The organism is Sideroxydans lithotrophicus ES-1 (genome assembly GCF_000025705.1).
Lineage (GTDB): Bacteria > Pseudomonadota > Gammaproteobacteria > Burkholderiales > Gallionellaceae > Sideroxyarcus > Sideroxyarcus lithotrophicus.
In genome coordinates, this window is record NC_013959.1 from 2396779 (window position 1) to 2417469 (window position 20691).

At 57.0% G+C, this 20691-nt stretch carries 23 protein-coding genes and 1 pseudogene; 16 read left to right on the forward strand and 8 right to left on the reverse strand.

What is annotated here, in order from left to right:
- Nucleotides 1–48: 48 nt before the first annotated feature.
- The 4 genes from ftsY (at nucleotide 49) to SLIT_RS11860 (ending at nucleotide 3212) form a co-directional block, all read left to right on the forward strand.
- Complete coding sequence (gene ftsY, locus SLIT_RS11845) at nucleotides 49–996, forward strand: signal recognition particle-docking protein FtsY (RefSeq protein WP_013030494.1); 948 nt, start codon at nucleotides 49–51, stop codon at nucleotides 994–996.
- 37 nt (nucleotides 997–1033) lie between these two features.
- Nucleotides 1034–1711, forward strand: coding sequence for a cell division ATP-binding protein FtsE (ftsE, locus tag SLIT_RS11850; protein WP_013030495.1), 678 nt, complete (start codon nucleotides 1034–1036; stop codon nucleotides 1709–1711).
- A complete protein-coding gene (ftsX, locus tag SLIT_RS11855; protein WP_013030496.1) occupies nucleotides 1708–2613 on the forward strand; it encodes a permease-like cell division protein FtsX in 906 nt (301 codons plus the stop codon). The genes ftsE and ftsX overlap by 4 nt, the downstream gene beginning before the upstream one ends.
- Before the next feature lie 143 nt (nucleotides 2614–2756).
- Entirely contained in the window at nucleotides 2757–3212 is a 456-nt protein-coding gene (locus SLIT_RS11860) for a bacteriohemerythrin (RefSeq protein ID WP_013030497.1), read from the forward strand.
- A 70-nt stretch (nucleotides 3213–3282) separates the two neighbouring features.
- On the opposite strand, the gene SLIT_RS11865 is transcribed toward SLIT_RS11860, so the two are convergent.
- Entirely contained in the window at nucleotides 3283–3741 is a 459-nt protein-coding gene (locus SLIT_RS11865) for an Rrf2 family transcriptional regulator (protein ID WP_013030498.1), read from the reverse strand.
- Nucleotides 3742–3957: 216 nt separating this feature from the next.
- On the opposite strand from SLIT_RS11865, the gene SLIT_RS11870 reads away from it, so the two are divergent.
- From SLIT_RS11870 to SLIT_RS11880, 3 genes are all read left to right on the forward strand, one after another.
- Entirely contained in the window at nucleotides 3958–4323 is a 366-nt protein-coding gene (locus SLIT_RS11870; protein WP_013030499.1) for a group I truncated hemoglobin, read from the forward strand.
- A 14-nt stretch (nucleotides 4324–4337) separates the two neighbouring features.
- On the forward strand, nucleotides 4338–5339 hold the full coding sequence (locus SLIT_RS11875; protein ID WP_013030500.1) for a 2Fe-2S iron-sulfur cluster-binding protein: 1002 nt from the start codon (nucleotides 4338–4340) through the stop codon (nucleotides 5337–5339).
- A gap of 163 nt (nucleotides 5340–5502) precedes the next feature.
- Nucleotides 5503–5688, forward strand: coding sequence for a hypothetical protein (locus tag SLIT_RS11880; protein ID WP_013030501.1), 186 nt, complete (start codon nucleotides 5503–5505; stop codon nucleotides 5686–5688).
- Nucleotides 5689–5855: 167 nt separating this feature from the next.
- Here the strand turns inward: SLIT_RS11880 and SLIT_RS11885 are convergent, their stop codons facing one another.
- Both SLIT_RS11885 and pmbA read right to left on the reverse strand, forming a co-directional pair.
- Nucleotides 5856–6302 carry a CZB domain-containing protein gene (locus SLIT_RS11885; RefSeq protein ID WP_013030502.1) on the reverse strand — a complete coding sequence of 149 codons (447 nt, stop codon included), beginning with the start codon at nucleotides 6300–6302 and terminating at the stop codon, nucleotides 5856–5858.
- Between the two features lie 136 nt (nucleotides 6303–6438).
- On the reverse strand, nucleotides 6439–7785 hold the full coding sequence (gene pmbA, locus SLIT_RS11890; protein WP_013030503.1) for a metalloprotease PmbA: 1347 nt from the start codon (nucleotides 7783–7785) through the stop codon (nucleotides 6439–6441).
- A gap of 67 nt (nucleotides 7786–7852) precedes the next feature.
- Between pmbA and yjgA the strand changes: the two genes are divergently transcribed.
- Entirely contained in the window at nucleotides 7853–8374 is a 522-nt protein-coding gene (yjgA, locus tag SLIT_RS11895) for a ribosome biogenesis factor YjgA (protein ID WP_013030504.1), read from the forward strand.
- A gap of 257 nt (nucleotides 8375–8631) precedes the next feature.
- Here the strand turns inward: yjgA and SLIT_RS15370 are convergent, their stop codons facing one another.
- The 4 genes and pseudogenes from SLIT_RS15370 to SLIT_RS11905 all read right to left on the reverse strand — a co-directional run bounded on the left by SLIT_RS15370 (nucleotide 8632) and on the right by SLIT_RS11905 (nucleotide 10594).
- Nucleotides 8632–9021, reverse strand: coding sequence for a CZB domain-containing protein (locus SLIT_RS15370; RefSeq protein ID WP_083775042.1), 390 nt, complete (start codon nucleotides 9019–9021; stop codon nucleotides 8632–8634).
- A gap of 3 nt (nucleotides 9022–9024) precedes the next feature.
- Complete coding sequence (locus tag SLIT_RS16345) at nucleotides 9025–9798, reverse strand: methyl-accepting chemotaxis protein (protein WP_317623672.1); 774 nt, start codon at nucleotides 9796–9798, stop codon at nucleotides 9025–9027.
- A pseudogene (locus SLIT_RS16350) lies at nucleotides 9793–10101 on the reverse strand (HAMP domain-containing protein); the annotation flags it as partial. The gene SLIT_RS16345 and the pseudogene SLIT_RS16350, both read right to left, overlap by 6 nt.
- A complete protein-coding gene (locus tag SLIT_RS11905; protein ID WP_013030505.1) occupies nucleotides 10076–10594 on the reverse strand; it encodes a PAS domain-containing protein in 519 nt (172 codons plus the stop codon). The gene SLIT_RS11905 and the pseudogene SLIT_RS16350, both read right to left, overlap by 26 nt.
- A 122-nt stretch (nucleotides 10595–10716) precedes the next feature.
- Here SLIT_RS11905 and SLIT_RS11910 point away from each other — a divergent pair, with 122 nt between their 5' ends.
- Nucleotides 10717–11406 (forward strand): alpha/beta hydrolase, encoded by a 690-nt coding sequence (locus SLIT_RS11910; RefSeq protein ID WP_013030506.1) that lies wholly within the window; start codon nucleotides 10717–10719, stop codon nucleotides 11404–11406.
- Nucleotides 11407–11410: 4 nt separating this feature from the next.
- Here SLIT_RS11910 and SLIT_RS11915 read toward each other — a convergent pair whose 3' ends face one another.
- Nucleotides 11411–12943 (reverse strand): cyclic-di-GMP receptor FimW-related protein, encoded by a 1533-nt coding sequence (locus tag SLIT_RS11915; protein WP_013030507.1) that lies wholly within the window; start codon nucleotides 12941–12943, stop codon nucleotides 11411–11413.
- 100 nt (nucleotides 12944–13043) lie between these two features.
- Between SLIT_RS11915 and aat the strand changes: the two genes are divergently transcribed.
- From aat to SLIT_RS11950, 7 genes are all read left to right on the forward strand, one after another.
- Nucleotides 13044–13739: a leucyl/phenylalanyl-tRNA--protein transferase gene (aat, locus tag SLIT_RS11920; protein WP_013030508.1), complete on the forward strand. Its 696-nt coding sequence runs from the start codon at nucleotides 13044–13046 to the stop codon at nucleotides 13737–13739.
- Nucleotides 13736–14473, forward strand: a complete 738-nt coding sequence (locus tag SLIT_RS11925; RefSeq protein WP_013030509.1) for an arginyltransferase — start codon at nucleotides 13736–13738, stop codon at nucleotides 14471–14473. Before aat ends, SLIT_RS11925 begins: the two co-directional genes overlap by 4 nt.
- The gene (locus SLIT_RS11930) at nucleotides 14440–15351 is read left to right on the forward strand and encodes a hypothetical protein (protein ID WP_150103004.1); all 912 of its coding nucleotides are present in this window, start codon (nucleotides 14440–14442) and stop codon (nucleotides 15349–15351) included. Before SLIT_RS11925 ends, SLIT_RS11930 begins: the two co-directional genes overlap by 34 nt.
- Nucleotides 15351–16385: a quinone-dependent dihydroorotate dehydrogenase gene (locus SLIT_RS11935; protein WP_013030511.1), complete on the forward strand. Its 1035-nt coding sequence runs from the start codon at nucleotides 15351–15353 to the stop codon at nucleotides 16383–16385. The genes SLIT_RS11930 and SLIT_RS11935 overlap by 1 nt, the downstream gene beginning before the upstream one ends.
- 147 nt (nucleotides 16386–16532) lie before the next feature.
- On the forward strand, nucleotides 16533–18044 hold the full coding sequence (locus tag SLIT_RS11940) for a DUF4118 domain-containing protein (RefSeq protein ID WP_013030512.1): 1512 nt from the start codon (nucleotides 16533–16535) through the stop codon (nucleotides 18042–18044).
- Entirely contained in the window at nucleotides 18037–18723 is a 687-nt protein-coding gene (locus tag SLIT_RS11945) for a response regulator (protein ID WP_013030513.1), read from the forward strand. Before SLIT_RS11940 ends, SLIT_RS11945 begins: the two co-directional genes overlap by 8 nt.
- Before the next feature lie 13 nt (nucleotides 18724–18736).
- A complete protein-coding gene (locus SLIT_RS11950) occupies nucleotides 18737–20605 on the forward strand; it encodes a potassium transporter Kup (RefSeq protein WP_013030514.1) in 1869 nt (622 codons plus the stop codon).
- Nucleotides 20606–20691 lie beyond the last annotated feature (86 nt).

The following is a 20691-nucleotide window of genomic DNA, read 5'->3' on the forward strand; positions in this document are numbered from 1 at the left end:
AATGAACGCGCATTATGCGACATTTCATCCACACCAGAATACCCTTGCATGTTTAGTTTCCTGAAAAATACTCCAGCCTCCGCCGAATCGAAAAGCTGGCTGTCCCGGCTGACAGGCAGCCTGGCGAGGACAGGTGGACAGCTCTCGTCTTTGCTGGTTCCCGGCGGCAAGATAGACGATGAGCTTTATGAAGAGCTCGAAACCATTCTCATTACTGCAGACGTGGGCATGGATGCCACGCGCTCGCTGCTGGCAGATGTGCGCCGTCATGTGAAGGAACAGCGCCTGACCGAGGCCGGCCAATTGAAAGAAGCGCTGGCGCATGCCTTGCTCAAGCTTCTGCAGCCGTTGGCAAAACCGCTCGATGTCGGCGCATCCCGGCCTTTCGTCATCATGCTATGCGGCGTCAACGGTGCCGGTAAAACCACTTCCATCGGCAAACTGGCCAAGCATTTCCAGAATCAGGGCAAGTCGGTGCTGCTGGCGGCAGGCGACACTTTCCGTGCCGCAGCACGCGAACAACTCATGGAATGGGGAAGGCGCAACGATGTCACCGTCATCGCCCAGCAGAGCGGCGATGCTGCCGCAGTGATCTACGACGCCGTGCAGGCAGCGCAAGCACGCGGCATCGATGTGGTATTGGCCGACACCGCCGGGCGCCTGACCACCCAGGCGCACCTGATGGAAGAGATCAAGAAGGTGAAGCGTGTCATCGCCAAGGCGCTGCCCGGTGCGCCGCATGAAGTGCTGCTGGTGCTGGATGCCAACACCGGGCAGAACGCGCTGTCGCAGGTCAAATCCTTCGATGATGCGTTGCAGGTGACCGGCCTGGTGCTGACCAAGCTTGACGGCACCGCCAAGGGGGGCGTCATTGCAGCCATCGCCAAGGCACATCCCATCCCCGTGCGATTCATCGGCGTTGGTGAAGCGCTGGACGATCTGCGGCCTTTCGTGGCCGAGGATTTCGTTGCCGCATTGCTGGGCATGCAGGTATGACACAACATAACACCGGCCATTTTCGCGGGGGCAGTGAATGATCAAATTCAATCAGGTATACAAGCGATACCCTGGCGGGCATGAGGCGCTGAAGAATCTTTCCTTCGAAGTCGCCGAGGGCGAGATGGTATACCTCACCGGCCATTCCGGCGCTGGCAAGAGCACGCTGCTCAAACTCGTCGCCGCCATCGAAAGACCTAGCAGCGGAGGGGTGCTGGTCAAGGGACAGAACATCCGCTCCATCAAGTCTGCCGCCATCCCGCATCTGCGGCGCAATATCGGATTGATCTTTCAGGACCACAAGCTTCTGTTCGACCGTAGCGCCTTCGACAACGTGATGCTGCCATTGCAGATATGCGGCTTTGACCATCGCGAAAGCGCCAAGCGCGTACGTGCGGCACTGGACAAGGTCGGCCTGCTCGACCGCGAAAAAACCAACCCCATTGCGCTCTCCGGCGGCGAACAACAGCGCCTGTGCATCGCCCGCGCCATCGTGAACCGTCCCACCATCCTGCTGGCGGACGAACCCACCGGCAATCTCGATACCGAGTATTCGAATGAGATCATGAACATCTTTAAATCATTCCACCAGGTCGGCGTCACGCTGCTCATTTCCACCCATGATGAGGGCATCCTGCGCCAGTTCCCGGCACGCGCATTGCATCTCAAAAAAGGTGAACTGCAGGCCGCTGTTGCCGGCTCGGGACAAGCATGAAAACACTCATCGAACACCTGCGTGTGCTGCACCATACCCTGCGCCGGCTGTTGCTTACCCCGAACGCCACACTGCTCAACATCCTCATCATCGGCATCGCCCTGAGCCTGCCGGTAGGCGGTTATGTGCTGCTGAAGAGCGCGCAAAAACTTGGCTCTCAAATAGCGGGCACGCCGCAGATCAGCGTGTTCCTCGCCAGTGGAACCAGTGCCAGCGACATAGGGCACATCGGCGAAAAACTCAAACAACACGCCGGAATCAAGCGCATCGAATTCGTTTCGCGCGATATGGCACTGAAGAAACTGCAGCAAACCACCGGCTTGGCGGACGTGATCAATAGCCTGTCGCAGAATCCGCTGCCGGATGCTTTCGTGATCTACCCCACTGACGGCGATCTGGCGTCACTGGAGTCCTTGCGCAACGAATTGAAGACCTGGCAGCATTTTGATTATGTGCAGCTCGACTCCGCCTGGATACATAAACTTGAAGCGTTGCTGGACTTCGGTCGTATGGCGGTCGCTATCCTTGCCGCACTGTTGAGTTTTGCCCTCATCGCAATCACATTCAACACCATCCGCTTGCAGATACTCACACGCCGCGAGGAGATCGAAGTGGCAAAGCTCATCGGAGCAACCGACACGTTCATCCGCCGCCCCTTTCTTTACTTTGGTCTCACACAAGGACTGCTGGGAGGAATAGCGGCATGGCTGCTGGTCGCCGGCAGCCTGCAACTGCTCAACCACCAGATCGGTACGCTCGCCCAACTTTATGCCAGCGATTTCAGCCTGCAACACCTCTCTATTGGCGACAGTCTGGCACTGTTGGGATTCTCGGCCTACTTGGGCTGGCTGGGGGCATGGTTCTCGGTATCGCAACACCTGTGGCAGATTGAGCCACGCTGAACAAACAGCTTGCCGCGCCTAACCCTCCGGGCCGCAATTTGTCGCGCGAACACACATTGGATTACTGGCACAAAATCAGGTATCTTTCTTAAATCAGGCGTTGCACTCAAAACAATAACCAGCAGGCTTGCAAGGGGAGAACCATGGCATACATGGAATGGACGCGGGACCTGGAATCTGGCATTCCGGTCATTGATGCACAACACAAGCGCATCATTGAATTCATCAACGAACTGGATGATGCATGCCAAACCGGCAACACCGAAGAGACCAGCCACGTGATGGAAGGGTTGCTCAATTACACGGTGACCCACTTCGAGTTTGAAGAAGATCTGCAGGAAAAAGCGGGATATCCCTTCCTCAAGGCGCACCAGCGAATACACGAAATTTTCATGAAAAAGGTCTCCGACATCAGAGGGCGAGCCGCCAAGGGAGAGGATGTCGCGCCTGAGCTGTTGCGATTATTGAAGGGGTGGCTGGCAAGCCACATAAAAGGGGAAGACCGGGACTATGTCGAGTCAGTCAAGAAAGTTCTTGATAGTGACGATCAGGAGGTTGCTGGCTGGCTGAACACATTACTCAAGAAATTTGCCAACTGAAAATTGCCACGTTTGTGGCAAACTGCCAATTTCTGCAACAGCCTGCTGGGCGGTGAATTCGCTGCGGAACCTAGCGCCGCAGATTCGAGACATCCACAACCACGGTCTTGCCTGATCTTGCTTGAGCTAGCGGTCTTGCTGCATCCGCAAGCGTGTTTTTCTCCAATACAGCCATGAAGGCCGACCGCCCTTCATACAGCATCGACTTCAGTCGGCAAGCCGAGCTGATCACGCAGTTGTCTGTACTTTCATTGAAGCATTCCAGCAGATCCATATCGGGCTCAGTTTTCCTGACCACATCGCTCAATAATATTGCTTCGGCCGCACGAGCGAGCTTTATCCCACCATTCTTGCCGCGGCTGGTGATGATGAACTCATTCAGCCCGAGGTTATGCACCACCTTTACCAGATGATTGCGCGAAATGTTGTAGAAGTCGGAGATCTCGGTGATCGTGGCCGTTTCCCCCGGCTTGGAAGCCAGGTACAAAAGCACTCGTAGCGAATAGTCTGTGTAAATAGTGAGTCTCACAATATTTAATTTCCGCAGTTTATTAATTCACGCTTGACAAAGAATAATGCCCGAACATAAGATGTATTTGGAATACATATTATGCGCTTTTGAGCTTAACTACACATCAAATGTTAAGAAAGCGTTAAGAATGTATACCATTTTCGTTCTTTAAGTAAAGACCGTTTTGTTTATAAACGGACATTGTAGGCTATCAAAATTTGGAGGGAGTGAGAAATGAGCAGTTTGTACGAACAAATTGGTGGTGAAGGCGCAGTCAACGCTGCTGTGGACATTTTCTATCGCAAAGTGTTGCAAGATGCCCGTATCAAACGTTTTTTTGATGGTGTCGACATGGAGAAGCAAGCCGCCAAGCAAAAAGCGTTTTTGACGATGGCATTCGGCGGACCGCACAATTACACCGGCGAAGACATGAGAAAGGGCCATGCACACTTGGTCAAGCAAGGTCTGAATGATTCGCATTTTGACGCAGTAATGGAAAACCTGGGCGCAACACTGACAGAACTCAATGTTCCCGGCAATCTCATTGCTCAAGCCGCAGCAATCGCCGAAAGCACCCGCAACGATGTTCTAGGCAAATAAGCAGGAATCACATCATGTCCAGTATCACTTATGGCGGGCAGTCATTTCAGTGCAAAGCGCAAGAATCCGTGCTCGACTGCATGACTGCCCATGGTGTGATTATTCCCTCATCATGCCATGCGGGTCTTTGCCAGACCTGCCTGATGCAGGCCGTCAAGGGAAAAGTGCCAGCATCCGCACAAGCCGGGTTAAAAAGCACGCTTGTTGCCCAGAATTTTTTTCTCGCCTGCGCCTGCCACCCCGAGGAGGATATCGAGATAGCCCTCCCCAAAGCTGGCACGGGTAAATTTTCAGCCACTGTCACGGCAATAAAACCGCTGAATACAGAAATCGCCTGCCTGCAGCTGCGTCCAGACATAAAACTGGACTACAAAGCCGGCCAGTTCATCAACTTGTATAAAGACACTTCGACGGCGCGCTCGTATTCCCTGGCGAGCGTGCCGGAAATTGACGAGCACTTGCAATTCCATATCAGGAAAGTACCCAACGGCCTAGTCAGCCAATGGATTCATCAAGGATTGAATGTCGGGGACAACATAGATATTTCGGATGCCTCCGGGGATTGCTTTTACACGCAAGGCCGTCCCGACCAGAATATATTGCTGATCGGGACCGGCTCGGGTTTGGCCCCGCTGTATGGAATCATCCGGGATGCGCTTTTACAAGGGCATCAAGGCTCGATCAAGCTTTATCACGGCAGTGAGACCGTCGCATCGCTCTACCTGTCCAAAGAATTGAGATCTTTGGAGTCGAGCCACCCCAATTTTGTCTATACGCCTTGCATTTCCGGCAATGATGTTCCGCAAGGCTATGCCTCGGGAATGGTGCTTGATGTGGCGCTGAAAGACAATCCGGGACTCACCGGTTGGCGGGTTTTTCTGTGCGGCCATCCCGAGATGGTCAAGGCCGGGAAAAAGCAGGTGTTTTTTGCCGGAGCATCCATGCGCGATATTTATGCAGATCCATTCTTGTCCGCGCCGGTAAATTTGCCGCTTGTGGCTGAACTGCAAACTTGAAACTTGATTCCATCTGGAGTACTTCGGCCGATTTGGCGGCTATTGCAAAATGGCAAGGCGAACTGAAAGTTGGACTTCCTCTTTTGGCCAACTTTGGTTACTCTTCTTGTCAGGCCTCGGCTGATAACCGAATTAACTGAATTTTAACAAGAAAGGTTTATAAATGGATTCCAAGACGCGCACTCTCGTACTCTCGATCATCGCAGCAGTTGCCCTGTGGCTGGTCGGTGGCTTTGTGTTCAACATGTATATTGGGATGATTTGCGTGATGGCTGGCATCGCCCTCGTCGGATTGGCTGCCGGCAACATCATGAATTCGCCGGAACCTGAACATACCAAGGCCCCATAGTATTTTGGTATCAACAATAGATGCCTGATCGACTGCGGACAACTCTACAGCAGATGCACGCAGAAGCCATGTTCATGGCTTCTGCGTAATATCGAAGCCGACACAAGGAATGGGATTCCGGCTGCTTACTCCTCTTGCAGCATCATGGGCATACCCACAATCCCCACTTACATATCAGACTGTTGCAGATGTTTGTTCAGCTCAGTCAGGTCCTGGATGACATCGCGGGAGGCACGCGCATACTCGCTCTTCAGTAGCGCATCCGAACCTGCCAAATCTTTTTCCTGCACCTTTTTCACTATCGAGCCCGCCACAAAATGGAAGTTCGCGTGATCGGAACGTAATTTATGGAAACCTTCATCGTTATGGAAGTAATTGAGCGCCGCGCCATGGATCCATTTTCCCAGCACACATTGATCATCGCGGCAAATCACCATGGGATCCAGCTGCTCTTTTGACGTTCCCTCCAGATAACTCTGCAGGCGCCCCTTCCATTTCATATGCGCATCAATGCATTCGGCTATATTGATCTCGGAACGAATGCTCTTGCGAATGTTCTCCCTGTGTTCTTCATCGTGCTCATCGTGTCCAAACAGTCTCGAAAAAAAACCCATGCTTTTTCCTCCAGTTCCGGTTAACACCAAACACTGACCATACGATTGGTATGGTTATATAACCAAGCCTGATTGGATGAGTCAACGTATTTAAACTGGCTGTCTCACTTCGAGCACAATTTGTTGTTCAACGCCGCTATCTCCCCGCCACCGTCATATTCTCGATCAGTACCGAACCACATTGGCGCGCCCCTTGTACCAGCACATCGTTGCCAACTGCAACGATGTGCTGGTACATCTCCTTGAGGTTGCCGGCGATGGTGATCTCTTCCACCGGATATTGAATCTCGCCATGTTCGACCCAGAAACCTGCGGCGCCGCGAGAATAATCACCGGTGACCTGGTTGACCCCATGGCCTAGCAGCTCGGTGACGAGCAGACCGCGTTGCATCTGGCGCAACAACCCATTGAAGTCCAGCGGGCCAGGTCGCACGACGAGATTGTGGGTGCCACCGGCATTGCCAGTGGTTCGCATACCAAGCTTGCGTGCGGAATAGCTGCCCAGAAAGTAGCCTCGCAGTACGCCGCCTTCCACGATGGTGCGACGTCGGGTTCGCACTCCCTCATCATCGAAGGGGCTGCTCGCCAGTCCACGCTTGATGTCCGGCACATCATCAATGTGGACATGCCCGGAAAAGACGGGTTCATCAAGTTGGTCAAGCAGAAAGGAAGCTTTGCGATACAGACTGCCTCCGCTCACGGCACCGACGAAATGGCCGAACAGGCCGCCCGCAACCGGAGCTTCAAACAGAACTGGGCACTGCATGGTGTCGAGCTTGCGGGCATTCAGGCGACGAACGGTACGCTCGGCGGCGATACGACCGATCTCTTCCACTTTCAGAATCTCACGCGCATTACGCGCCGAACCGTACCAGTAATCGCGTTGCATGGAATCACCCTTGCCCGCGATAACCGAACAGCTGACGCTATGGCGCGAACTGGGGTAACCGCCGATGAACCCCAGACTGTTCGCCTGCACAAATCGCCCCTCGTTGAGGTTGACAGTGACACCTTCGGAGTTGCTGATGCGCCTGTCGGTGCGGAACGCGGCCTGTTCGCATTCGCTTGCCAGCTGAATCGCCTGCTCCACATTGAGTTCCCAGGGATGGTACAAATCGAGATCGGGAAATTCTGTGGCAAGCTGGTCGGCATCGGGCAATCCTGCACAGTCATCCTCTGCGGTATAGCGCGCGATATTGAGAGCCGCATCAATGGTATCGCGCACAGCCTGCCTGGAAAAATCCGAGGAACTGGCATTGCCACGGCGTTGGCCGATATAGACGCTGACATTTATGCCTTTATCCCGGTTGTATTCGATGGTTTCGACCTTCCCTTGGCGTACGGTAACGGCCTGTCCAAAACCTTCGGATACCTCTGTGGCACAGGCGGAAGCACCCTGTTGACGGGCATAGCTGACGATATCTGAAGCGATTTGCTGCAGGATATCTGCTGTATGTGAGACTTTTGAAGCGTTGGCATTCATAAAATTCGGCAGGCTGGTTCGTCGGGAGGCGCTATCATAGCAACATCTGTTGAACCTTACCGACACCATGAACACGCGCCAACGCCATAACGACGAATTGGAAGAGGAACTTCCTCCCAGCAAGACCAAGATCAAGAAGCAGATGCTCGAATTGCAGGATCTCGGCAAGACGCTCACTGCTTTGTCGAATGAGAAACTGCGCGAACTTGATCTGGATGAGAACCTGCTGGAGGCCATTCTGGAGTACAAGCGCATCACCAAATTCGGCGCGCTCAGTCGCCAGCTGCAATATATTGGCCGCTTGATGCGCGACGTGGAACCTGCCCCCATCATTGCCAAGCTGGACGCATGGAACGGCGTATCCCGGCAACACACCGCATGGCTGCACCAGGTCGAACATTGGCGCGACCGCCTGCTGGAGCAGCCGGATGCCCTCACTCAATTACTTGCGGCGCACCCCGAGGCCGATGCCCAGCGTTTGCGAACCCTGATCCGCAACGCACAAAAGGAAAAGGAGGCTGCCAAGCCTCCTAAAAGTTACCGCGAACTGTTCCAGGTACTCCGCGAAATCATTCCCGAACCAAATTGATGCAGACCGCATAAGCCGGAGGCTCGCTGGCCCTTCCCGCACCGCGGGCTCCGCCCCACCGTGTCAGGGCGCACCTCCGACACGTTACTGGCGCAGCCAGCCGTTTGCGGGAGGAGGTGCGTGGCGGCCCTTCCCGCACCGCGGGCTCCGCCCCACCGTGTCAGGGCCGCCCACCCAAGAGTCACCGCGAACTGTTCCAGGTACTCCGCTAAATCATTCCCGAACCGTAGTATAAACCCCCATCAAGGATCGAACGCTTATGCAACCTTGACCATGTGCGGATGTTTCTCTTCGACGATTTTGTCGAGTATCTGCATCACGCTCATGCTGGCTTCTTCGGCGGCATTCATGGCCTCAATGATCTTGTCCTGCACTCCCGTATCGCGTTCCCATTTCTGATCCAGCAGGCCGACCGCCATTTTCACGGAATCGTGCACCTTGCCGTGCGGGACAAGCAGTTGCTTGAACGACGGCATCTCACCGAACACCGTCCTGCCTTCGCCCTCGTACCACTTGCCGAGGCGGCAGTCATGGTGATCGACCTCAACGGCCTTCCTGAACTCATCATTGTCCTTTTGGCCGACCAGCACATAGGAACGTTGCTTGTAAATAATGTGATCGACTTTGACCAGCGAGGCAAAACTCAGATCCTAGGCATAACGCGCTCCGTTCAAAGTAGTGACTGCAGACTCGTAGAAATGTCCGAACTTCTTTTCCAACTGCCCGATCACCCCTTGAGACGAGTTGGCGATCTCGCGCATTTCTTCCGATTCCACCAGCATCCTGGATGCCTCGCCCTGCAGCATCTTCATGATGCGCCCGATGGATTCGGAGGCATTCTTGGTGTTCTCTGCAAGTTTGCGCACCTCGTCAGCCACCACCGCAAAACCCCGCCCGGCCTCGCCAGCTCTGGCCGCCTCGATCGCCGCGTTCAAAGCCAGCAGATTGGTCTGGTCTGCGATCGAATTGATCAGACCGACTGCCTTGTTGATTTCGGAACTGCGGGCGTTCAGTTCAGTGATCGACTCATTGGCATGGTTCACCCGCTCGACGATGCCGGACAAGCGCTTGACCACATCGCTCACGGAAGTGCGGCTTTCATCAGCGTCTTCACGGGTGCGCCTGGACAGGGATGCCAATTGCGCCATGTTGTCAGTGATCACGCGCAGATCCTGCTGGCTCGAAACCAGATTCTTCAGCAGATTGTTGGTGTTGAGTTCATGCGCCCGGGACAGCAGGTGCGAACGCATTGCGCCCAGTTTCTGCTCCGCCATTCCTTCCAGCAGGACATTCTGGTTCTCCAGTCCTTTCTTGAAACCGCCATGCATACCTGTTGGCAGGGCTTCGCGATAAAACTTTCCATCCAGATTGGCACGGAAGCTGGTCCCCTGTTCACGGAAGAAGGTGTTCAATTGATCCAGCATGTCGTTCACGCTCCAGCACAACATGCTGATTTCGTCATGAGTTCTGGATATCCCGGTCACCCGTCCATTGAACTTGCCTTGGGCTACTTCGTCCACCACCGCCTTCAATTGCGCCACCGGCCTCATCCACTGGCGCACCAGTCTTTGTCCCCAGGCCGACATCCCGATGCTGATCACGAGAAAAGTCACCATGAATATATCCACCCCGTTCAATGCGAAACTGGTCAGGATGATCACCAGCGTGATGGCCGAGAACGACCATAACAGCACGGAGAACTTAAATTGCAAGGACGAGTTCGTCATAGCTGAGTCCTTTCTCGTTCAATATATCGACCAACACCTTGGTTGCCGCGGCGATGGCATTTGCAGCGCCTGCCTTCTTCTCCGCTTCCAGCATGGCGGCATATACCGCGCTTGCCGTCTGCACACCGCTCTGTTTGGGTTTGCGGCGAACCGAGAAATATCCCGAGATGTTGCCTGCAGGATCGAAGACCGGGGTGACGTTGGTGAAAACCCAATAGAAGCCGCCATCCTTTGACATGTTCTTGACGTAAGCGAAGCACTCCTCGCGGTTCTGTATTTTGTCCCACAGCAGTTTGAACACGGCACGGGGCATATCCGGATGACGGATGATATTGTGTTGCGAGCCCAGCAGCTCAGTTTCGCTATAACCTGAAAACTCGATGAAGATGCGGTTACAGTAAGTGATGATTCCTTTCGGGTCGGTCATGGAAACGATAAAATCATCGTCACGCATGACTCGTTCGACGGATGTCGGTGTGATGTGTCTTTTCATTGCTCCCCCAAACTCTTTTGTTTTTATAAGCACATAGATATATTAGCGGCATATCTTCTGATTAACTTAGCATAAATCCTAATTCCCAACCCCTTTAATCTAAAACTGGATCAATGACGGAAATGCCCCCTATTCTCCCCAATATCACCCTTGAAACAGGCAAAGAACCGAAACACAGTATCATCTGGTTGCATGGGCTGGGGGCGGATGGCGAAGACTTTGTGCCCATCGCAGAAGAACTGGAACTCCCTGTCGCTGTACGCTATATATTTCCGCACGCCCCTATGCGCCCCGTAACCATCAACGGCGGCTATGTGATGCGCGCCTGGTACGACATCCTGACCGGCGCAGCTTCAGCGGAAATATCTGCCAATATCGGCAGGCGGGAAGACTCCGAAGGTATTCGTGCATCGCAAATCCAGATCGAAGAATTGATCGCTCAGGAGAGGCAGCGAGGAGTGGCAGCAAAGAATATCTTCCTGGCCGGATTCTCGCAGGGTGGAGCTGTCGTACTGCATACCGGATTGCGCCACCCCGAGCAACTGGGTGGGATATTGGCGCTCTCCACATATCTGCCGCTTCCGCAGACACTGCAAGCTGAAGCAGATGCCTGCGCCAAAGTCACGCCCATATTCATGGCGCACGGGCATGGCGATCCGGTCATTCCCTATGCTTTCGGCAAAGCTTCTGCCGATATGTTATCGCGGCAGCACTATGAACTGGAGTGGCATGGCTACGACATGCCGCATGCAGTGTGCCCCGAAGAGATCCGCGACATCGAACTATGGCTGGCGCGCAGGCTGTCCGGCTGACAGCCTATTCTGCCGTGACATCCTGTTCCATCAGGCGAAAACGCGCGAGATCATAGTCCTCGCCGTTTTCGACCAGCGATAGCGGCAGCAACAGATATCCCTTGCCGCTCAATTCCATGTTCAGACTACGGCTCAGCGAAAAAGCGTCCGGCTTCATCAGCAGCCAGGCTTCCCCGCTGGTGTCGCCGGGCCTGCTCAGATACAACGCGAGCTGGCCTCCCTCATCGACGACATCGCCCCTGTCCGCCAGTGCGACACCGACGATCTGCGGGCTCAATACCTCCACGCCGATGTGCAGGTTGTTGTCCCCATCCCGGCTCAGCCGACGCACGATACCTGCCCCCCAGTGCCTGATGTTCTCCGGCTTGCTGCCGATCAAGGAGCCGACCTTGACACCTTCTGCCCGGGCGATTGGAACAACGCTGCGAAAACCAGTGGCGCTGATATCCTCCACCTCCCAAGTTTCCCCTGAATCCGGATTGAAGAAATTCAGGCCCGCATCCGCATGCTCCAGCATTTGATAGAAACCGTTAGCCACTTTCAGGCTCACGCTGATCTTGCGGCGTGGATTGCGCCGCGTCGGAGGGGGCTGAGTCAGGCTTCCGATGAGTCGGCGCAGAATATCGCGCACCATTTCGGCTTCGTAAGTCGTCCCGACCAGATTGACATCGTCCGGAACGATGCCCTTTTCCAGCGTTTTGAGCACGCCGTTCAACTTCGGCAGCGCATCGGTCGCCACAAAGAAGCGCAACGACGAGTGCAGGGTGGTATCGCTGGCCAGCCGCATCGGCGGCGTTGGCTGGGAAAGGTCGAAAACGAACAAGCCATTGGCGTTGTATTGGTCAAACACCGTCAGTTTCTCGCCCGCATAAGCGATCAGGCGCTCGGTGACATGTTCCTGCAAAGGGCTCAGTACGCCTGCGCTTACTCCGTACCACGTCAGCAAAGTTGCGAATTCCTGGGTCACCGAGGTATTGCCCGGCACCCCGGCATATAAAGGCACGGCATGGTGCTGATATCGGTGCCTTTCAGCATGTGCATAGAAATCGGAAAGATGTTGCCACAGATCGGATTCGACCAATGAGTAACGCGCCACGGCCAGCTTGAGCCTTCCGCCCAGGGCGGCAATACCTCGCGAACTCAATAATGCCATGTCCATCTTGATGGCTGAAGCACCGCGCGCACCGTTGCTCAATCGCATCAGCACGTCATGATGAGCGAGTTCGCTCTGTGTGTAGAAATCCGTCAGCGTCGTCCAGAGACGGTTTTCCTGGAATTTGGACAACGCTTGCACGGTGAAGTAATCACGCAACAGTTTGCGCACATACGGCTGCGCAGCCTCATCCAGCATGCGCAGTACGGCGAACTCGTGATCCAGACGGAAGCCATCGGCCAATTCGATGATCGATTCGATCCAGCCAGTCAATTCCTGCACCGCTTTGAGCGCATCGTTCTTCGGTATCTCCTCCAGCACTTGTTGCGCCGTTTTGATTTCCGCCAGCGGGTGATCCGATTTCTTGCCAAAAATTCCCAACATCGCGACTCCCGCGTTTGTATCCTGTGTATGGGCCATAATATAAGCATAAATCAACCGCATTGACCATATGTCAATCGGCCTATATCACTGTTAATACACTATGATTCCGCTATTACGGCAAGACGTTTCATTCCCTCAGGTTGATCAGGCATTGCTCTCGCCAAACGGATTGCTTGCAGCCGGTGGCGACCTTTCATCCACGCGACTGCTTGAAGCTTATCGCCACGGTATATTCCCCTGGTTCAGTGAGGGTGAACCCATCCTGTGGTGGAGCCCGGATCCGCGCATGGTATTGTTTCCAAAAGAGTTCAACATCTCCCACTCATTGCGCAAGATCCTGCGCAATGGCCGTCACGTAGTCCGCTTCGACAGCGCCTTCGAGCAAGTGATGCGCGCCTGCGCTGCACCGCGCGAAGGCCAGTCGGGCACCTGGATACATGAGGAGATGATCGCCGCCTATTGCGAGTTGCACCGCATGGGTTATGCACATTCGGTGGAAACCTGGCTGGACGGCAAGCTTGTTGGCGGCTTGTACGGGATGGCGCTGGGCAGGATGTTCTATGGCGAATCCATGTTCAGTCGCCGGACGGACGCTTCCAAGATCGCGCTCGCCCATCTGGCTGCGCAGCTCACAAGGTGGAATTTCGGCATGATAGATTGTCAAATGAACACGCCGCATCTGGCATCGCTCGGCGCGCGCGAGATACCGCGCAAGGAATTCATCGCCCGCCTGCAAGACTTGATAAACTATACGCCGGTAACCGACTGGCGTTTCGACGACGATCTTTACACATGAGCCTGCTCAACGACATCCCGCTTTCAGCTTTGCATCTCTATCTGACTGCGCCTTATCCATGCAGCTATCTGGATGGACTGGAAGCGCGTTCGCAAGTGGCCACCCCCAGCTTCCTCATCTCCACGCCCGTATATTCCGAACTGGTGCGTCATGGCTTTCGCCGCAGCGGCACGTTCACCTACCGTCCGCGTTGCGATACCTGCCGTCAGTGCGTACCGGTACGCGTGGTGGTCGCCGACTTTACGACCACCCGCTCGCAACGCCGCAGCTGCAAACACCATTACGACCTGAAAGCGACGATACATGCGCTGCAGGACAAGCCGGAATATTTCGAGCTGTACCGCCGTTATCAGGATGCTCGCCACCGCGACGGCGGCATGGACGACGACAGCCCCGAGCAATACCGCAACTTCCTGCTGCAAAGCCATGTGGACACGATGCTGGTTGAGTTCCGCGACAACGGCGCGTTGCGCATGGTCAGCGTGATCGACGTACTGCAGGATGGATTGTCTGCGGTGTATACCTTCTACGACCCCGATGTCCCGCATGCCAGCTTCGGCACGTATAACGTATTGTGGCAAATCGAGTTGTGCCGCAAGTTGCAGCTGCCCTTCCTTTATCTCGGCTACTGGATAGCAGGAAGCCGCAAGATGGCGTACAAGGCCAACTTCCAGCCGCTGCAAGGCTTGCAGGACGGCGCATGGCAGACGATCTTGCAGAACGATCGTCCATGAAGACCCGCCTGGCCGCGCTGATCCTCGCCCTGCTGTCTTTGCCCCCCCTGGCGCTGTCGCTCTCGGGTCGGGAATGGGATGTGCCGGTCGCCATCGCCGGTCCGTTCTTGCTGCCAGCGATATTCAGCACACTCGCCCTGCTCGCCTTTGCCACCCTGCTCGACACACTCACCTTTCATCGCACCGGCCACAGCCTGCTGCATTCGCAGCGCAGCTATCTGCTGTGGAATTGCGTCGCGGGCGCAGTAGCGGGAACCCTGCTCGCATATCTGAACCTGTTCGCTGGCACATGGTTCACCCCCGCAGGCTCCGTCACCCAGGCGTTATTGTTCGCAGCCCTGTGCGGCACCGTCCTGTTGCCAGCCATCCTGATCACACGCCTGTGGCTGGCCGGGCTGCCCGGAGTCGTCAGATTGAGCACACGCAGATTCGCCCTGCCTGCCATTCCGCCCGAAATGACCGCAAAGCTTCTATTGCTGGCAGCGCTGACCGGATTGATTGCCGGAACGATCTGGATCGACCGCCTGAGCTGGCTGTTCTGGCTTGCTCCGCTATTGCTGCTCGCCGCACTGCAATTGCTGTGGCATGAGAGCACCGTCTTCTCCGGACTGGCGCAGGGAGACTGGAGCCGTGTATTGCTGGGAACCATCTCCGGAATCGTGGCTGGCAGTATCGCCCTGGCAGCTTATCGTTTGAGCGGAGGCGCGATCTATCTCGCCGCGAGCACATGGCAACTGGTCGCAGGCTTGTCCGTCTTCGGCCTGTTGTGCCTGCAGATCGGCGATGCCCTCGCCGAGGGCTGGCGCGGCAAGAATCGCTCCGATATATTCAAAAAGAAACCGTTCCCCATACCTGTCGTTTCCAAGAAAGACCAGTAATGTCCATGTTCCAGTTGTTCCGCCCCGCCCTGTTCGCGCTTGATGCCGAGAGCGCGCACCACGCCACCATCGCAGCGCTCAGGAAGACCTCTTGCCTCGGCGTCACTTCGCTGCTGTTCAGCCGTCCGGCGAACGACCCGCGCACGGTGATGGGCCTGACCTTCCCCAACCCGGTGGGATTGGCGGCCGGCCTCGACAAGAACGGTGAAGTCATCGACGCGCTCGCCGCCTTCGGTTTCGGCTTCATCGAGATTGGTACTGTCACGCCGCGCGCACAGCCCGGCAACCCGAAGCCGCGCATGTTCCGCCTGCCGCAGGCGCAGGGCATCATCAACCGCATGGGCTTCAACAACGAAGGCGTGGATGCGCTGATCGAGAACGTGAAGCGCGCGAGATACAAAGGCATCCTCGGCATCAACATCGGCAAGAACGCCGACACGCCGATCGAGAAGGCGGCAGACGATTACCTCATCGGCCTGCGCAAGGTGTACGCCCATGCCAGCTATGTCGCGGTCAACATCTCCTCGCCCAACACCAAGAACCTGCGCCAATTGCAGGGCGGCGACGAACTCGACGCACTGCTCGCACAACTCAAGGCGGAACAGGAAAAGCTCGCGCAGCAGCACGGCAAATACGTGCCACTGGCCGTGAAGATCGCCCCCGACCTCGACAGCGAGCAGGTCAAGCAGATCGCCGCACTGCTCATCAAACACCGCATCGACGGCGTCATCGCCACCAACACCACCCTCTCGCGCGAAGGCGTGGAAGGCCTGCCGCACGGCAACGAAACCGGCGGTTTGAGCGGCGCGCCGGTGCGCGAGAAGTCCACCGCCGTCATCCGCCAGCTCGCCGCCGAATTGAACGACACGTTGCCCATCATCGGCGTGGGCGGCATCCTCAAGGGTTCGGATGCTGTCGAGAAGATGCAAGCGGGTGCGGCACTGGTGCAGGTGTACAGCGGACTGGTGTATCGCGGGCAGGAACTGGTGACGGAGTGTGCGGCGACGATTCGTCTATCCAAGCAGGGAAAATGATTTGGGCTTGAGCCAGGGCCCTTCTGACTTTCCGGTGAAAAAATGCGGGTAGCCTCGCCCCCGATTCTCTGTACCCACACGGTTTTACCCTGCCAGCGCTCTCGTTTTTACACCTTTTTTACCCCCGCGCTGGAATAATCCAGCCGCATGAAATACTTCTCTGTTCTCGCCGCAACTCCGCGCAGCCTGTTTGGACGCATGCTGTGGGCCGTTGCCGCCTGCGGCATCGCCACATTGTTGGCATGGCCCTGGCGCGGCCTGCTCGATCCGGCGAATACGGCGATGCTGTATGTGCTGGCGGTGGCCTTGGTGGCGGCGCGCGCGGGCAAGGGGGCAGCGATCGCAGCAGCGCTGCTCGGCTCGGCGCTGCTCGATTTCTTTTTCATCTATCCGCACTTCACCTTCACCATCGGCGATGCGCAGCACATCGTGACGGTGGCTGTGATGCTGGCGGTGGCACTCATCATCGGCAACCTGACGTTGGGCCTGCAACGCGAAAAGGAGGCTGCGCTGGAACGCGAACGGCAGTCGCGCGCGCTGTACCAGCTCGCCAGCCAGTTGGCGGGTGCATTGACGCTGGAACAGGTGGATGAACTGACCCGCCGTTTTTTGCGGGAGACGCAAGCCTGCCACGGCCTGCTGCTGATGCGCCACGGTGAGGATGCGCTGCCCGTGGCGCAGGAACAACAGCCGCTGAGCGGCAAACCCTATTACGCGGCACAGAGTGCGCTGCACCAGGGCGCAATGCAGGCCACGCTGGACGAACCTGGGCAGTGGCTGTTCCTGCCGCTGCACGGCTCGACCTACATTCGCGGCGTACTGGCACTCTCCGCTTCCGGCACCGAGTTGCTGAGCAATGAACGACGCCCGCTATTCGAGGCCATCGCCGCCCTGCTCGCCGCGTCGGTAGAGCGCCTGCATTTCGTCGAGGTGGCGCAGCGCGCACAGTTGCAGATGACCGACGAACGCCTGCGCAGCAGCATCCTCTCCGCGCTGTCGCACGACATCCGCACGCCGCTCACCGTGCTGTACGGCATGGCCGATACGCTGGCGCAATCGGCATTGCCGGATGCGCTGCACGAGATGGCGGATGCGATGCGCCAGCAGACCCTGCGCCTGAACAGCATGGTGTCCAACCTGCTGGACATGGCCAAGCTGCGCGCGGGCGATATCAAGCTCAATATGGAGTGGCAACCGGTGGAGGAAGTGATCGGTGCGAGCATCAAGCTGCTCGGCCCGGCGCTGGCGCGCCATCCGGTGAATGTGATACTGCCGCCCGACATGCCGCTGCTGCGCTTCGATGCGGTGTTGATGGAGCGTGTGCTGTGCAACCTGCTGGAGAACGCCGCCAAGTATGCTCTGCCCGGCTCGCCCATCCGCATCGCGGCAAAGGTCGACAAAAAGCTGGCCTGCATCTCGGTATGCAACGACGGTTCGCAATTCCCGCCCGACCGGCTGGAGGACCTGTTCGAGCTGTTCGAGCGCGGCGATGCCGAATCGAACGTGCCCGGTGTGGGACTGGGTCTCGCCATCTGTCGCAGCATCGTGACCGCACACGGCGGCTGCATCCATGCCGACAACGACAACGGCGCCTGCGTGACCTTCACCTTGCCGCTGGGCGAGCCGCCCGTGATCGAGCTGGAGTTTGAACATGAGTGAACCCGCCATCCTGCTGATCGAGGACGAGGCGCAGATACGCCGTCTGGTGCGTGCCGCGCTGGAGGAAGAAGGCTACCGCGTGCTGGAGTGCGGCACACTGAAGGAGGGGTTGTCGCAACTGCACGCCGACAACATTCAACTGCTCATCCTCGACCTCGGCCTGCCCGACGGCGACGGCATCGCCTTCATCCGCGAGCTGCGCACGCAGTTCGCGCTGCCGGTGCTGGTACTCTCGGCACGCTCGGCGGAAGGCGAGAAGATACGCGCGCTGGATGCTGGTGCCGACGATTACCTGACCAAACCCTATTCCACCGGCGAGCTGCTGGCGCGGGTGCGCGCTCAGCTGCGTCGCGCACCACAGGAAGGCGCGACTGTCGAGACCCAATTCCGCTTCGGCGACATAGAGGTCGATCTCGCGCAGCGCAACGTCACGCGCAAAGGCGCAGCCGTGCGTCTCACCCCCATCGAATACACCCTGCTGTGCGCCATGCTGGCGGCTCCCGGCAAGGTGTTGACCTACCGCCACCTGCTGCGCACGGTGTGGGGCAACGCCTTTGTCGAGAGCAACCATTACCTGCGCATCTATGTGAGCCACCTGAGGCAGAAGCTGGAAGACGATCCGGCGCAGCCTGAACATTTTTTGACTGAAACCGGGATCGGTTACCGATTCCAGCCTTGAAGGAGAGCGCATCATGAGTCAGCAACACAAAGCCGGCACCGGCGCACTGGCACTGGCCGCGCTCGGCGTGGTGTATGGAGACATCGGCACCAGCCCTTTATACGCATTCAAAGAGGCATTCTCCGGCACGCATGCGCTTGCGGTCACCGAATTTAACGTGCTGGCGACGTTATCCTCGATGTTCTGGGCGATGATGCTGATCATCTCCTGCAAATACGTGTGGATCATGCTCAAGTTCGACAACGACGGCGAAGGCGGCGTACTGGCCTTGACCGCACTGGCGAACCGCTCGGCCAAGGGCGAAGGCCGCCTGAAGCTGATGATCGTCACAGCCGGCATCTTCGCCGCAGCCCTGTTCTACGGCGATGCACTCATCACGCCGGCGATCTCCGTCCTTTCCGCCGTCGAAGGTCTCAGCGTTGCCACCCCGGCCTTCGAGAAGTTCATCATCCCGATCACCGTAGGCATCCTCGCCGGTCTGTTCTTCATCCAGCGACATGGCACCGGCAGCATGGGCAAACTGTTCGGCCCGATCACGCTGCTCTGGTTCACTGCCCTGGCCGTGCTGGGTGCGCTCAGCATCGCGCAAACGCCCTCCGTATTGAATGCCATCAATCCCGTGTATGCCATCGACTTCGCACTGACGCATCCCGCAGCCATGTTTTTGCTGCTGTCTGCGGTGTTCCTGGCACTCACCGGCGGTGAAGCGCTTTACGCCGACATGGGGCATTTCGGGGCCAGGCCGGTGCGGCTGGCCTGGTACGGGCTGGTCTGTCCGGCGCTGCTGATCAACTATTTCGGGCAAGGAGCGCTGGTATTGCGCTCGGCAGAGGCGATCCAGAATCCGTTCTACCTGCTGTCTCCCGACTGGTTCCTGCTGCCGCTGGTCGCGCTGGCCACCGCGGCCACGGTGATCGCATCGCAAGCCACCATTTCCGGCGCCTATTCGATGACGCTGCAGGCCATGCGCATGGGCTATCTGCCGCGCCTGTTCATACAGCATACCTCCGACTCGCAGCGTGGCCAGATATACATCCCCGCGGTGAACTGGATGATGATGGTCGGCGTCATCGTGCTGGTGTTTCAGTTCGGTTCCTCCAGTGCCCTGGCATCCGCGTATGGCATCGCGGTCTCCGGCACCATGATCATCACTACCCTGCTGACCATCTCCATCGCATTGATGATGCCGGGACGTGCACGCATACTGATGTTGCCGGCATTGCTGATATTCGTGCTGCTGGAACTGATGTTCTTCAGTTCCAATCTGACCAAGGTCGCCAGCGGGGGCTGGATGCCGCTGGTGCTCGGCCTGTTCCTATTCCTGCTGCTGTCGACCTGGAAACGCGGCAGCACGCTGATCGCGGAACAACGGCGCAAGCTCGACATCCCGATGTCGATGTTCATCACCGGGACGCAACCAGAAGTTCCGCGCGTGCCGGGCACGGCGATCTACCTGACGGCCGATCCGACCTTCGTGCCCAGCGCGCTGTTCCATAACCTCAAGCACTTCAAGGTGCTGCATGAGCAGACGCTGTTCCTGCATGTGGTGACCGAAGACGTGCCATACATTGAACTGAAACATCGGTTGAAAGTGACCCAGCTCGCAGCCGGCATGTACGATATCGCAGTCCACTTCGGTTTCCGCCAGGAAGCCGATATCCCCTCTGCGCTGGAAGGGCTGCCTGCACACGGCATAGAACTCGAGCCGATGAACACGACCTTTTTCATCGCCCGCTCCAACGTCGTGGACGGCCCCGGCGGCATGTCGGCCTGGCGCTGCGCGCTGTTCTCATGGATGACGCGCCAATCGGAGGGCGCCGCCAGCTTCTTCAACCTGCCGGCCAACCAGGTGGTTGAACTCGGCACCAAGGTCATGCTGTAACGGTGCTGAGAAGAAGCAGTTATATCGATATAGCCCGACGACGGTTGAAGCAGTACCTGATTCGGCGGATAATCGCATTCCCTCTA

Excerpts from the sequence above, each read along its gene's own strand:
- ftsY (WP_013030494.1), top strand. The coding sequence starts at position 49 with ATGTTTAGTTTCCTGAAAAATACTCCAGCCTCCGCCGAATCGAAAAGC.
- ftsE (WP_013030495.1), top strand. The coding sequence starts at position 1,034 with ATGATCAAATTCAATCAGGTATACAAGCGATACCCTGGCGGGCATGAG.
- ftsX (WP_013030496.1), top strand. The coding sequence starts at position 1,708 with ATGAAAACACTCATCGAACACCTGCGTGTGCTGCACCATACCCTGCGC.
- SLIT_RS11860 (WP_013030497.1), top strand. The coding sequence starts at position 2,757 with ATGGCATACATGGAATGGACGCGGGACCTGGAATCTGGCATTCCGGTC.
- SLIT_RS11870 (WP_013030499.1), top strand. The coding sequence starts at position 3,958 with ATGAGCAGTTTGTACGAACAAATTGGTGGTGAAGGCGCAGTCAACGCT.
- SLIT_RS11875 (WP_013030500.1), top strand. The coding sequence starts at position 4,338 with ATGTCCAGTATCACTTATGGCGGGCAGTCATTTCAGTGCAAAGCGCAA.
- SLIT_RS11880 (WP_013030501.1), top strand. The coding sequence starts at position 5,503 with ATGGATTCCAAGACGCGCACTCTCGTACTCTCGATCATCGCAGCAGTT.
- SLIT_RS11885 (WP_013030502.1), bottom strand. The coding sequence starts at position 6,302 with ATGGGTTTTTTTTCGAGACTGTTTGGACACGATGAGCACGATGAAGAA.
- pmbA (WP_013030503.1), bottom strand. The coding sequence starts at position 7,785 with ATGAATGCCAACGCTTCAAAAGTCTCACATACAGCAGATATCCTGCAG.
- yjgA (WP_013030504.1), top strand. The coding sequence starts at position 7,853 with ATGAACACGCGCCAACGCCATAACGACGAATTGGAAGAGGAACTTCCT.
- SLIT_RS16345 (WP_317623672.1), bottom strand. The coding sequence starts at position 9,798 with ATGCTGGATCAATTGAACACCTTCTTCCGTGAACAGGGGACCAGCTTC.
- SLIT_RS11905 (WP_013030505.1), bottom strand. The coding sequence starts at position 10,594 with ATGAAAAGACACATCACACCGACATCCGTCGAACGAGTCATGCGTGAC.
- SLIT_RS11910 (WP_013030506.1), top strand. The coding sequence starts at position 10,717 with ATGCCCCCTATTCTCCCCAATATCACCCTTGAAACAGGCAAAGAACCG.
- SLIT_RS11915 (WP_013030507.1), bottom strand. The coding sequence starts at position 12,943 with ATGTTGGGAATTTTTGGCAAGAAATCGGATCACCCGCTGGCGGAAATC.
- aat (WP_013030508.1), top strand. The coding sequence starts at position 13,044 with ATGATTCCGCTATTACGGCAAGACGTTTCATTCCCTCAGGTTGATCAG.
- SLIT_RS11925 (WP_013030509.1), top strand. The coding sequence starts at position 13,736 with ATGAGCCTGCTCAACGACATCCCGCTTTCAGCTTTGCATCTCTATCTG.
- SLIT_RS11930 (WP_150103004.1), top strand. The coding sequence starts at position 14,440 with ATGGCAGACGATCTTGCAGAACGATCGTCCATGAAGACCCGCCTGGCC.
- SLIT_RS11935 (WP_013030511.1), top strand. The coding sequence starts at position 15,351 with ATGTCCATGTTCCAGTTGTTCCGCCCCGCCCTGTTCGCGCTTGATGCC.
- SLIT_RS11940 (WP_013030512.1), top strand. The coding sequence starts at position 16,533 with ATGAAATACTTCTCTGTTCTCGCCGCAACTCCGCGCAGCCTGTTTGGA.
- SLIT_RS11945 (WP_013030513.1), top strand. The coding sequence starts at position 18,037 with ATGAGTGAACCCGCCATCCTGCTGATCGAGGACGAGGCGCAGATACGC.
- SLIT_RS11950 (WP_013030514.1), top strand. The coding sequence starts at position 18,737 with ATGAGTCAGCAACACAAAGCCGGCACCGGCGCACTGGCACTGGCCGCG.